The organism is Seongchinamella unica (assembly GCF_004354085.1).
Classification (GTDB): domain Bacteria; phylum Pseudomonadota; class Gammaproteobacteria; order Pseudomonadales; family Halieaceae; genus Halioglobus; species Halioglobus unicus.
Genome location: NZ_SMSE01000002.1, coordinates 102,727 through 115,388 on the forward strand (window position 1 = coordinate 102,727; position 12,662 = coordinate 115,388).

General features: G+C 62.1%; 10 protein-coding genes. 3 read left to right on the forward strand and 7 right to left on the reverse strand.

What is annotated here, in order from left to right; all coding sequences use genetic code 11:
* The first annotated feature begins 151 nt into the window (after window positions 1-151).
* A complete protein-coding gene (locus E2F43_RS07590) occupies window positions 152-3,673 on the forward strand; it encodes a S8 family serine peptidase (RefSeq protein ID WP_165954229.1) in 3,522 nt (1,173 codons plus the stop codon).
* 25 nt (window positions 3,674-3,698) lie between these two features.
* Here E2F43_RS07590 and E2F43_RS07595 read toward each other — a convergent pair whose 3' ends face one another.
* Entirely contained in the window at window positions 3,699-5,228 is a 1,530-nt protein-coding gene (locus E2F43_RS07595) for an AbgT family transporter (protein WP_133211329.1), read from the reverse strand.
* Between the two features lie 90 nt (window positions 5,229-5,318).
* Window positions 5,319-5,864 (reverse strand): DUF3833 domain-containing protein, encoded by a 546-nt coding sequence (locus E2F43_RS07600; protein ID WP_133211331.1) that lies wholly within the window; start codon window positions 5,862-5,864, stop codon window positions 5,319-5,321.
* 93 nt (window positions 5,865-5,957) lie between these two features.
* On the opposite strand from E2F43_RS07600, the gene E2F43_RS07605 reads away from it, so the two are divergent.
* Both E2F43_RS07605 and E2F43_RS07610 read left to right on the forward strand, forming a co-directional pair.
* Entirely contained in the window at window positions 5,958-6,617 is a 660-nt protein-coding gene (locus E2F43_RS07605; protein ID WP_133211333.1) for a cupin domain-containing protein, read from the forward strand.
* A gap of 82 nt (window positions 6,618-6,699) precedes the next feature.
* Window positions 6,700-7,434, forward strand: a complete 735-nt coding sequence (locus tag E2F43_RS07610) for a trypsin-like peptidase domain-containing protein (protein ID WP_133211335.1) — start codon at window positions 6,700-6,702, stop codon at window positions 7,432-7,434.
* Between the two features lie 71 nt (window positions 7,435-7,505).
* Here the strand turns inward: E2F43_RS07610 and E2F43_RS07615 are convergent, their stop codons facing one another.
* The 5 genes from E2F43_RS07615 to E2F43_RS07635 form a co-directional block, all read right to left on the reverse strand.
* Entirely contained in the window at window positions 7,506-9,320 is a 1,815-nt protein-coding gene (locus tag E2F43_RS07615) for a hypothetical protein (protein WP_133211337.1), read from the reverse strand.
* Between the two features lie 219 nt (window positions 9,321-9,539).
* Window positions 9,540-10,454, reverse strand: a complete 915-nt coding sequence (locus E2F43_RS07620) for a prenyltransferase (protein WP_133211339.1) — start codon at window positions 10,452-10,454, stop codon at window positions 9,540-9,542.
* A gap of 133 nt (window positions 10,455-10,587) precedes the next feature.
* The gene (locus tag E2F43_RS07625) at window positions 10,588-11,199 is read right to left on the reverse strand and encodes a hypothetical protein (RefSeq protein ID WP_133211341.1); all 612 of its coding nucleotides are present in this window, start codon (window positions 11,197-11,199) and stop codon (window positions 10,588-10,590) included.
* A 164-nt stretch (window positions 11,200-11,363) separates the two neighbouring features.
* On the reverse strand, window positions 11,364-12,158 hold the full coding sequence (locus E2F43_RS07630; RefSeq protein ID WP_133211343.1) for a transglutaminase domain-containing protein: 795 nt from the start codon (window positions 12,156-12,158) through the stop codon (window positions 11,364-11,366).
* Between the two features lie 46 nt (window positions 12,159-12,204).
* Complete coding sequence (locus E2F43_RS07635) at window positions 12,205-12,648, reverse strand: nuclear transport factor 2 family protein (RefSeq protein WP_133211345.1); 444 nt, start codon at window positions 12,646-12,648, stop codon at window positions 12,205-12,207.
* Window positions 12,649-12,662: the final 14 nt, after the last annotated feature.

Below are 12,662 nucleotides of genomic sequence, written 5' to 3' on the forward strand. Positions count from 1 at the left end.
CCTATACTGAGGTAATAATCCGCACCCGTAAATTATTGATTTTTCAATAGAATCAATAAGTTGATCAAGCGGCAAAGCCCATGCATTTGCCCCGTACCACTGAGAGGTAAGGGAAATGATGCGCGCAGGTAGCACTGGAATTGCAATTGTTATGGCCATTGGATTGGCCATGCCCCGGGTTACTCACGCCCAGGTTCCCCCCGGCACCAACCAACAGCGGCTGGCAGAGCTGCAACAGGCCCTGAAAGCAAAGGGGGTAGCGGAGAAAGCTGCTGCCCGCCGTTGGGCCAGCCAGCACGCCATCCCCCTGCGTCGAGAACTCCCCAACGGCAGAACCCTGGAACTGCAGCGAATGGGGCCTCGGGGTCCGGTCTTTTACATCACCCACAATGTCGATGCGGCGGACTCAATTTCAACCGACGAACTGTGGCCCGGCGGCGGCCTCGGCCTGAGTCTGGCGGGTCAGGGCCTTACCCTGGGTGAATGGGACAGTGGTCGGGTTCTGCTGGAACACCCCGATCTCTATGATCGCGCCACCCAGATGGATGAGAATGACGATCCGGCCCCGGTCCACAGTGACCACGCCACCCATGTCGCGGGCACGCTCATCGGCAACGGGGGCAGCCAGTATCCGCAGGCCAGAGGCATGGCTGCGGGCGCCTATTTGCAGGCCTGGGACTGGAACAAGGACCGGGAAGAGATGTCGGCCGCAGCGGCCGGGCTGCTGGTATCAAACCACTCCTACAGCATTGCCGCCGGCTGGATTCCCTATGGCCAGGCGGAACCGGACAACTGGTGGTGGATCGGTGGCGACGGTGACGAGGACCCCAATTTTGGCTACTACGATGAAGAGGCCCGGGAATTGGACCAGATTGCCAATGCCGCGCCTTACTACCTGATGGTGAAAGCCGCGGGTAATGATCGTTGGGACATCGGCCCCGAAGCGGGTGAAACCTACACTATCGTCGACCAGGACGGGATCAGCCAGGGAACCTCCACCCAGCAGCGGCCCGCGGACTGTGGCCAGACCGGATACGATTGCCTGCCCGGCGCGGTTGTGGCTAAAAACATACTCACCGTCGGGGCGGTGAACGATGTCAACGGCGGTTACCTGCCGCTGCAGGGGCCGGGCTCGGTACAAATGACCGGCTTCAGCAGCTATGGTCCCACCGATGACGGACGCATCAAGCCCGACCTGGTGGCGAACGGCTGGCTGCTGCTGTCCACCTGGGGCGCCCCCAACTACTTTGCGGTGATCGCCGGAACCTCAATGGCCGCGCCCAGCGTGAGCGGCTCCCTGCTGCTGTTGCAGGAACACTACGAAGACCTGCACGGCAGTGGCAATTTCATGCGCGCAGCCACCCTCAAGGCACTGGCGATCCACACCGCCGATGAAACCGGACTGGCGGACGGCCCGGATTATGAGTATGGCTGGGGATTGATGAATACGACGAAAGCCGCGCAACTGATCACAGCGGACGGTAACGGAGACCACCAGATCGTTGAGGGCACAAGGCTCGACCCGTCTGCACCTGACGCTGTGGGATTCAGCGTGACTGAAGAGGGCGCGCGGGTGCGGGCAACCCTGGTGTGGAACGACCCCGCCGGTACGCCGCCGCCGGCCGCGCTGGACCCGACGGAATCCATGCTGGTCAACGACCTGGACCTGCGTGTCGTCGGTAACGGCAACACGCACCAGCCCTGGGTATTAAACCCCCTGTCGCCGGCTGCGGCGGCCACTCGCGGTGACAACACCCGTGACAATGTGGAAATGGTGGAGTTTGTCGCCAGTGCCGGCAACTATTCGGCACAGGTGAGTCACAAAAACAATCTCCAGGGCGGCAGCCAGAACTACTCATTGATCATCTCTGTGCGGCCACCGGCGCCGGTCTCGTCAGGACTGATCATTGACGAACACTTCGATGCCGGCGTGCAGCCTGCGGGCTGGACCCTGGATACCCAGATGGGGGTGCCCTGGACATTTCACCTCGACGGCAGTGGCGACTTCGCTAACCAGACCGGGGGTAGTGGCGGTTTTGCCATGATGTACAACAACGGCACCAACAACAGCATCAGTTCGCTGGTGCTGCCACCGCTGGACCTTAGCGAGAGTGAGTCGGTGACGCTTCGGTTCAGGAGCTACTACTCTTTCACCGATGGGCTGGAGGCGATCAGCGTCTATACCAGTGCAGATGGCGGCGCGAACTGGAGTCACGCCCAGAGCTTCAGTACGTCCAACCATTTTCCTAGCAGCTACGTACTCGACCTGAGTAACAAGGTTGCCGGCGAGGCTGACGCACGGATCAGGTTCCATTTCACCAGCAACTGGAACAACAATGTCGGTTGGAACTGGCAGGTAGACGACGTGGAAGTCGAGGTCTTCGGCGGCGGCAGTGTCGGTGGCGGGCCACCGCCACCCCTCGAATTGCCGGGCCAGGCCGATATGCCAAGCCCAATTAGCGGAGCCACCGACATCGGCACCTCGCCCACTCTCGCCTGGATCTCGGCCCCGACAGCCGACAGCCACAATGTGTATTTTGGCACCAGCCTGGACCTGCAGAACCCGGACTTCCGCGGCAACCAGGCCGGCACCCAGTTCAGCCCGGGTATCCTCGCCAACAATACCACCTATTTCTGGCGGGTGGATGAGGTCAACCAGGCCGGTACCACGGCCGGTGTGGTGTGGAACTTCACCACCGAGCCGGGGGATCCGCCGCCACCGGGGCCGATTACGCTGCATGTGGCCGACCTGGAAATGAGCGCCGAACCCCTGGCGCGCAATCGCTGGCAGGCGAATGTCCGTGTGCGGGTGCTGGATGATGAAGGTACGCCTGTCGCTGCCGCGACGGTAACGGGCCAGTGGAGTGACGGCGCCAACGGCAGTGATAGCCAGGCCACAGACAGTCTCGGCTGGGCGAGTTTCGGCAAGAGCAACCTGAAATCGGCAGTGGGCAGTGTGACTTTCTCGATAGCCGATATCACCCACGCGAGCCTCACTTATGCGCCCGGCAACAACGCGGATGCCGACGGGGACAGCAACGGCAGTACGATACTGGTGCCGAAGGACGCGCCGCCACCGCCTGCCAATGCGCCGCCCGTTATCAGCATGCTGTCGCCGGTTGAGGGGCAGCAGTTCGCGGCTGGCGCCGAGGTGGCGCTCTCTGCCAATGCTGATGACGCCGAAGATGGGGACCTCGATGCGGCTATCAGCTGGACCTCCGGCGGCCAGATTCTCGCCACCGGGCCGACAGGGTCACACCCGTTCGACGAGGGTGTGCATACAGTGACCGCGTCGGTCACCGACAGCGGGGGTGACAGTGCCAGCCAGAGCGTGACCATTACCGTGGGCAATCCCACGGTAGCCAGCGGCGTGGTGGTGGACCAGTTGCAGGACCTGAGCATGGGCGGAGCGCGGCGCTGGACGGCAGTTGTGGGTATCACCGTGCGCGATGACCTGGGCAACGCCGTTGCCGGCGCCACCGTATCCGGAGACTGGAGTGCGGGGGCCAAGGGAGGCGGCAGCTGTGTGACGGGTCCGGCGGGTCAGTGTGAGATCAGCAAGGGCAACAAGGACAGTGTGGCCAGCGTGGTGTTCACGGTCACCGGTATCGCCGCCAGCGGCCTGAGCTATGCCGGCGGCGGGCCAGCTTCGATTGAACTGGTGCAACCCTGAAGTCTTCTAACCGCGCAGTCGCGGTTCAGTAGCTGTAACTGGCCTGCAGGCCAAGGGGAATGCCCAGCCCCCAGTAAGCGAGCAGGAACAGTGTCCACAAGCCGAGGAAGGTCAGGGAGTAGGGCAGCATCATTGCCGTGACGGTACCGATGCCGGTAGTTTTGATATAGCGCTGGCAGTACACCACCACCAGGGGAAAGTAGGGCATGAGCGGGGTGATGATATTGGTGGTGGAGTCGCCCACCCGGTAAGCCGCCTGGCTGAGGTCCGGAGAGATGCCCAGTTCCATCAGCATGGGCACGAAGATCGGTGCCAGCAGGGCCCACTTGGCCGACGCTGAACCCACGAAAAGGTTCAGCAGGCCGGTAAGCAGGATGATGCCGACAATGGTCAGGGCACTGGGCAAACCAGCCGCTTTCAGCGCCGCCGCGCCCTTCAGCGCCAGCAGCACGCCGAGATTGGACTGGGAAAACGCAAAAATAAACTGGGCGATGAAGAACATGATCACCAGGTAGTACGCCATGCTCTGCATGGACTTGCTCATGCCATCGATGATGTCCTTTGCACTGTGCACCGTACCTGCCACGTAGCCATAGACCACACCCGGCAGCAGAAACAAAACGAAAATAAGCGGCACGATAGAACCCATCAGTGGCGCCCCCAACTCGGTGAGTGAGCCGCCCTGGCCACGCCAGGGTGAGGTCTCTGGCCAGGCGCTGGCCGCCAGCAGGGCAATGGCAATCAGCATGGCAATGAGGGCGGCGCGCAGTCCGCGTGTTTCGTTCTCGGCCAGGCTGTCCATGCCGGGCAGGTTTTGCAGGTCGGGGTCGAGCGGTGCGGACTGCAGCCGTGGTTCAACCAGTTTGTCGGTCACAAACCAGCCCGCCAGTATGATCAGGATTGAGGACGTGGCGGTGAAGAAATAGTTGTTCAGCGGGTTCAGGGTCACGTCGGGATCCATGATCTGCGCCCCGGACTGGGAGATGCCCTGCAACATCGGGTCGATGGCCGAGGGCACAAAATTGGCAGAAAATCCTCCCGAAACGCCGGCAAAGGCGGCGGCGATGCCCGCCAGGGGATGGCGCCCTGCCGCGTAGAAAATCACCCCGCCCAGCGGTATGACCAGGACATAGCCCGCATCCGCCGCGGTGTGGCTGACAATACCCACCAGTATCAGCATGGGCGTGAGTAACCAGCGGGCGGTTACGCCGAGCATGGCGCGCAGGCCGGAGTTAATGAATCCGGTATGTTCGGCAACCCCGATGCCCAGCATGGCCACCAGTACCACGCCGATGGGGTGGAAATGGGCGAAGGTTTTGACCATGGAGGAGAAGAACAACACCATGGATTCGCCCGAGAGCTGGTTCACGACTGCTAGTGGTTCGCCGGTGCGTGGATCGTTAACGCCCCAGTCGCCATAGGACAGTAGCCAGGAGAGAATCCAGACTACAAACAGCAGGGCAATGAACAGCAGGGTGGGATCGGGAAGTTTATTGCCCACCCTTTCCACGGTGGCGAGAGCGCGTTGGCCAAAGCCGGCCTGCTGCTGTGACATGGTTGACCCCTGTTGATTCAGTGAAAGGGCGCCGGCTGGCGTTCAGGGGCAGTGTAAAGGTCTCGTGAATCGGGGACAATGCAGGTGAGGCTAGTTCACGGCCGTGGCCGCTGGCTCACGCTTGATGACCAGCAGCAATTCGCCCACCTGGAAGCCGAATTTGGTCAGTCTGGATTCGTTGATCAGGAGGTCCGGGGTGAGCAGGTACATGCGGTCGTCGACGCGCACTTCCAGTGTGTCGCCGCGGTAGGGCACCTGCAGCACGTAGTCGAGAAAAATACTGTTGCCCGACTGTCGCAGTATGCCGTCGCCGGTGACATCTCCGGCGGTCCCCAGGTAACTGCCGTCCGGCTGGGGGGTGAGTTTCCAGATCCGTTTTTGGACTTCGCCGTCGTTGAACAGGAAGTCCTCATCCAGCGTCCCGACACCATTTTCCCAGCGGGCGTCGATGCTCGCGCTGAAGGTACGGATAACCCTGCCAGCGCGATCTTTGACCACCCCGTGAGCGGTCAGGGGACCGTTGAAGAACTGTTCGACCCTGAGTTCGGGTTCCATCCCGGCATAGTCGGTGACCTGGACCTGGGTACAGGCCGAAAGGGCCAGCAGGCCGGCGGTGAAGAGCAGTGTGCGAATCATTCCGAATCTCCTGTTTGTATTGCTTACGGAATACAGACAAAATCCGATCAGTGCAGCCTGGCGTAGCAATCCGGTGAGCCCCTGGAGTCAACGATGCTGAATATGGATTTTGCCCAGCGGGTGGTCATCGACACCACCCGTCTGGAATGGCAACCGAGCCCCCGGGCTGGCGTATGGCGCAAGCCACTGGCGCGGGAAGAGGTGGAGCGTGGTCACGCCACCAGCGTGGTGCGGTACGACCCTGGCTCGCGCTTCCATGCCCATGATCATCCCCGGGGGGAGGAGATCCTGGTGCTGGAGGGCACGTTTTCGGATGAAACCGGGGACTATCCGGCGGGTACCTATTTCCGTAATCCGCAAGGTTTTCGCCACGCACCGTTCAGCGAGGAAGGGTGCGTCATTCTGGTCAAGCTGCACCAGTTCCAGGACGGTGACCGCGAGCACGTGGTGGTCGACAGCACCAGCGCCGAATGGCGTCCGGGGCTCGGCAGGCTGCAGGTCTTGCCCCTGCACGAGTACCAGGGGGAGTCCACCGCCCTGGTGCGGTGGCCCGCCGGCGAGCAGTTTCAGCGTCACAGCCACTTTGGCGGCGAGGAAATTTTTGTGATCAGCGGCGAATTGCGCGACGAGCACGGCATTTATCCGGCGGGAAGCTGGCTGCGCAGTCCTCACCTCAGCGAGCACACCCCCTGGGTGGACGAGGAAAGCCTGATCTGGGTGAAGGTCGGCCACCTGCACCCGGAGGCGGGATAGGCTTCACTCGCCGGCTCCCCTGGCATACCCTGTGGGTATCAGACTGACATCAATATTCCACTTTCAGACGCGGACCCCCACCATGCCCCCTGTCGAGCCCATACTGCTGACCACTGTCTACATTTCCACCCTGAAATCCGAGACGCTGTTGAGCAGCGCGTCGGGTTTTTTCTTTCGTCGCGATGAGCGCCTGTTCCTGGTCACCAACCGTCATGTGTTGCTGGACGAGGCATCGGACCACCGCCCGGACCGTATCCTGATCCGGGTCTTTACCGATGAAGAAAATCTAGCCACCACGGCGGAATTTTCGATTCCCCTGTACCAGGACGGACAGGCGCACTGGCTGCAGGCCCAGGATGCGTCGGGAACCATTGATGTGGTGGCCATCGAACTGGAACAGGGAGCGCTGCCCCAAAGCATGGTGTATCAGGCATTTTCCCCTGACAGCCTGGTAAGCCCGGAGACGGTGGTGGAAGTGGGCACATCGCTGATGGTCCTGGGTTTTCCCCTGGGCTTCTCCGATACCCTGCACAACCTGCCGGTAGTGCGGCAGGCAGGACTGGCGTCCCAGTTCGGTCTCCGCTTTCAGGGCATCGGCTATTTCCTCACCGACGCCCGCACTCACCGGGGTATTAGTGGCGGGCCGGTAGTTTTGCGTGTGCCCGACGGTATTCGCTCCCAGCCGGAGTTTCACTGGCGTCTGCTGGGCATCCACTCCGCCCGCCTGGATGTCGGTTCCAGGGATCTGTCACAGGACGAGGCATTGGGCCTCAATACGGCCTGGTACGCGGACGTGTTGCTGGCATTGACCGAATAGGACGATATGCCGGCCTGCCACAGAGCAGGGTCAGTAAGGAGCGGATGTTCCTGAGCCGGTAGCGCCTTTTGTCAGAGTGCACTCAATGCCAGGGCGTCCGTGTCACCCAGCCATGCCTGGCGGAACAGTGTGTCGGCATATCCGGCAGCGGCCTTGTTGCCCAGCGCCGCCTCGGCCTCGCGCAACCCATACAACGCCCAGGCATTATTGGGCGCATCAACCAGGGAGCGGATGAAGACGGCCTCAGCCCGGTGTGCCTGGCCATCCATTAACAGGACGGCTCCCAGCATCTGTCGGACCGGGAAATACCAGAAGGCGGGTTCAGAGTAGAACATCTGATCCTGCTGTGCGGTGGCGTTTTCCAGTCGCTGCAGGGCTGAATCGAGCGCACCGTTGCCGATATCCACCCGCGCGCGCACCACTTCGGCGGCAATCTGGGCGAGGGTCGGTGCCGGCAGGCCATTGGCATCGAGGTCTTGCATCAGCGGGTGATCGGCCAGCGCCTCCGCCGCCTCGGCTTCCCGCAGGGCGGCGCTGGAGTCTCCCTGCCGGGCCAGGGCCTCACCCCGGGCGTAATGCCACATCGCCTGCAGGTAGGGGAATTCTGCCCCGGGATCAACAAGCCCCATCACCGTGTCGTGAGCGCCGAACTGGACCCAGGCGAAGTAGGGCGCCACCTTGATGGCCTGCACCCAGGGTGCAAGCCTGACCATTTCTGCGGGCATCCTCTGGTCCAGTTTTTCTGCCAGTGGCAGCGCGGCCGCCGCGTCCCCCGCCATCTGCGCCGAGGTGAGCGCGGAATGGACGTTGTGGGTGTAGTAGCCGTATTCATAGAGTGCGCTGGCCTGGGATTCGGCAAAGTAGGCCTCGTTGGCTTCCATGGCCGCGACGTTGACCCGATAGGCGTCGATATAGCGCCCCACCCGGTGGAAGGTGTGGGACGGCATGTGCACCAGGTGGCCCGCCGCAGGCGCCAGAGCGCTCAGCCGTTCGGCGCCTGCTTCAGCCCGGTAGGGGTCATTCGATGCCTCGGTGACATGGATGTAGAGATGGATAGCCGCGGGGTGCTCGGAATCCCGTGCCAGTACTGTCTCCAGCAGCGCCAGGATCTCGGCGGTACGCCCCTTGGGGGTGCGGTTATCCGCCTGCCAGTAATCCCAGGGCTGGGCGTCCATCATCGCCTCCGCGGCGAGGGCCAGGATGTTGTTGTCTTCAGGGTAGGCGGCGGCAACCTGTTGCATGGCCTTGGCATAGGCGTTGTCATACTGGGCGCGAAGGCTTAAATCCTCACTGCCATAGCGTGACACCAGTGCCTGGATGAGCGCCTGCTCCTTGTCAGAGACGCCAGCCATCAGCGATGCGGCCCTGCGTGCGGCGGCGTAGGCCAGCGGCGCAGCGTCAGCGTCCATGGGGGCATTGATATTGGGTCCAAGGGCCAGCGCCTCGCCCCAAAAGCACATGGCGCATTGGGGGTCCAGTTGTTGCGCCCAGCGGAAAGAGCGTATGGCCTCAAGGTGATTGAAGTCGTTGGCAATCCGCATACCCTGGTTGAAGTAGGCCTGGACCTGCGGGTCATCGGTGGTAATCGTGAAATCGAATGAGCCCAGGCCCTGCCATAACGGGGGAGCACTGCGCGCCAGCTCTTCTGCGCTCGCTTCCGCGGCGTGAAGCCGGGCGAAGCGCAGGAATGGAGCACGCCTGGCGGCATAGCCGTCGCTGGTGGAACTGCTGCACAGCTGCCTGCCGATCTCGACAGGATTGAGCAGTGCCTTGAGATACCCGGCATCGTCGTTGCCAGGTACATTCGGTTGGCGAATCTCCAGCACCAGGCCGCCCATCAGCGTGGCGGCACCAAGTGCGGTTACCAGCGTTGCTGCAGTTTTCATCGGTCTTACCCTCCGGTCTGAAACACCGCGGCGCCAGGGCAGCGGATTTCAGGCGAACAAAAAAATAATAAAACTCCCGGCGGGTCCTCACCATGATCCGCCGGTGTGGTTTCAGACAGTATAGAAGACCGGTTGGCCTGCGCCAGTCGGCAGCGGGTTCAACCCGGGTGCATCCGGGGGCTGCAGCGGCACCCTCCGCAGCGCCCAACGGAAAGGTCGCTAATGCCAGTAGTATCCGGCCCCCGTGCCCAGGGCCATGCACAGGAAGCCTGCCAGCGTGGCTGCCTGTGCGGGAATGAGGCGGGCGGTCACCCCGCCGGCCTGTGACAGGCGAATGATTGCAAAGCCCGCCGGCACTGCCCCCAGCAATCCCCACAACATGCCCCTGGCGCCGTCCAGCGACAGGCTGGCCAGCACCAGTAACAGGTAAGCCGCCGTGACCGTGGTGATATAGAGCGTCACGGCATTTTCCCGGCCGAGACGCACGACGAGGTTGTCCTTGCCGCTGGCCCTGTCGGCGTTGTAGTCGGGAAATTCATTGATCAGGAGAAAACTGGCCACCAGCAGCCCCAGTGCGACGGAGGCGTAAATCAATGCAGTGTTCAGTTCGCCTGTCTGGACAAGGTAGGTTCCGCAAACCACCAGCGGTCCGTAGGCCACGGCGACAGCCAGTTCGCCCAGCCCGCGATAGGACAGCCGGAGGGATCCTCCGTGGTAGTACCAGGACAGGGCGACACCGATCAGGCCGAAGCCAAGCACTCGCGGCTCTCGGCAGGCGGAAATCAGCAGCCCGATGGCAATGCCGGCAGCAAAGCCTACGGCGGCGATCAGCCAGCACTGGCGCCTCGTCAGGAGGTCGTCCACCAGGACCCGCTTGCCCCCGGAAAAGGGACTCCGGTCGGAGGCCGTTACTGCCTGGTCGGTACCGCTGTCGAAGTCCACCACCTCGCCGGAAGCGTTCTTGCCAACTTCGATAAAAAAAATCCCGAGCACGGTCAGAATCAGCCAGCCGGGGGCCAGGCCGTGGTCTGCTGCAGCGAACAGTGCGGCCATGGCCATGCCGGCAAAGGAGGCCAGGGAAACCTTTGGGTCGGCAAGACGCCAGATTCCGCGTAGCAGTGGATGTTCGGTCATGCCGGGATTATGACACGGGGAGATAAAACCGAGTATCAGTCATCGGCAGAGCGGTCCCACGGGCACGGCGTGTGCTGCGACCCTGTGTCGAATGCGGGTATCGGGATCCATCGTGATTTTTCGCGCCCTGGATTCAGCTCGATTCTCGAGCGCGGTTCATGGCTGTCTTCCACATTTTGTAGAAGCTCAGGGCCCACAGTGGCGGCTGGGTCATCACCACCAGGGCGAGCAATATCTCGGTTGATTCAGCAATAAAGCCTTTATAGGAAAGCCAGCCCGCCAGCGCGGCTGGCGGGGAGTAGAACAGCGTGCCCCACAGGCAGGGAGCCCAGTCCCTGAACTGCATGTCGAATGGCATGACCTCTGCGAGCATGCTGATGTTGTAAACCACGGCATAGGCGGCCAGGAACATATACAGGGAGGTGGCAAAGAAAAACCAGTGGTGGGCCTTGCCCACCGAGGAGTTGATGATGAATATGCCAATAGCGAGGGCGAATACGTTGACGCTGTCAAACAGGCGTGGACGACGGACCTGGGTGATCGCGATAAAACTATAGCCAGTCCAGGCTGCCAGGGTGGTTCCGCTGACGTAGATCGCAATGACCCAGTTAAAGAGTTCGTTGGACTCGACCGTACGTACCTGGGAAATCACGTCTTCCAGCCCAACCGCCAGCAGTACGCTGATCAGGGTGATGTAAATCGTTGGGAAGCGATCCTCTATGCGGGAAATATCCAGCCTGGGCATGTTGTGTTCCTCGAATCACTGAGCCTGAAAACAGCATAGACCCTATTTCGAGTTTGGCAGCGCGGCTGTTCTGCCGCCGGTACAACTTCAGGGTGACTAAGGCCCGTAAAATGTGTTGTTGATGCGTGGCGGCCTACTCCGGCGGCGGTCATTGCGATGGTTGATCACGGGGGTGCCGTCGTTTTCTGGACGTTAACCTCCATCAGTAGCAGCGGGACCGGGTCTCCAAACTGGGTGAACACCGCGACGTCCGCCGCATCACGGCCGTAGGCAATCGCCACCCGGCCACCGTCCAGATTGGTCTGGGTCGGGTCAAAGGTGTACCAGCGTCCGCCCACGTAGGCTTCAAACCAGGCATGGAGATCTACCGGGGTTAGTGGCTCCAGGTAACCGACCACCATGCGCGCAGGAATCGAGAGGGCCCGGGTCAGGGCGATGCCCAGGTGTGCCATGTCCCGGCAAACGGCATCGCTGCAGCCGTTGACTTCGCGGGCGCTGCGCAGGATCGAACCGCTACCCGGCGTGTAGCGCATGGCCCCCGCCACATAGTCGACAATCCTGCTGACCTGGTCCCAGCCCGGCAGGCAGCCCGCGGTGATCTCGGACGCCATCGCATAAAAACAATCGGACTCGCAGTAGCGGGAGGGTAGCAGGAAGGGCAGAACATCCTCCGGCAGGCGCTGGACTTCGACGAACTCGGCGCCCGGGGCGGCATCGGCACCCGCGGGGCACTCAACGTCGGCACTGGCCAGAATGGAGAAAGGACCGGCCGGCGCCACCATGCGCTGGCACAGGTTGCCAAACGCATCGGTAAACTCGACCGCCGGCACGCTCGGCTCCAGTACATAGCGTTCGCGTCCCACCCATTGTTGCCAGCCACTGCGGGGCCGCAGCATCAGCAGGAAAGGGGTGGCGACATTGGCGTCGAACATGAGTCGCGTTGATGTGTGCAGCCACATGGGGTGTATCCTGTCGCTAAACCCTCAGGGTGACACCGAACAGGGCTTAATGCCACTGCAGGCGGGTAATTTGCCACTCCCCGTCGATTTCCCGCCAGCGGGATTCAACCCGGTAGAAACCCGCCGAATTCGGTATCAGCCTTTCGCCACCGGCCAGGGCGACGTTCGCTGTGGCCTGGGCCAGGGCGGGCTCATAGGGGTCGATCTCTACCTCCACCTGCGTCACCACCACGCGAATCCTGTGGTAACGCAGGAAGTACACCGCCAGCGCCTTTTGTGCCCCTTCCTTGTCCATGTCCAACTGGCCTGAGCTGCCGCCGAGAAAGGACTCGGCAAGCTTGTCCAGCACCCCGCCGGGGCTGCGTTCGGCGAGCGCGGTCTCCAGCTCGCGGATACTCTCGCGCAGCGCCTGTTCCGGGCCCTGGCGCTGGCCACAGGCGGCGAGCAGCACGACGAACAGGGCGATTGTCGTGGCGAGCGCAGGTTTCATGGCAGTTAATCCGT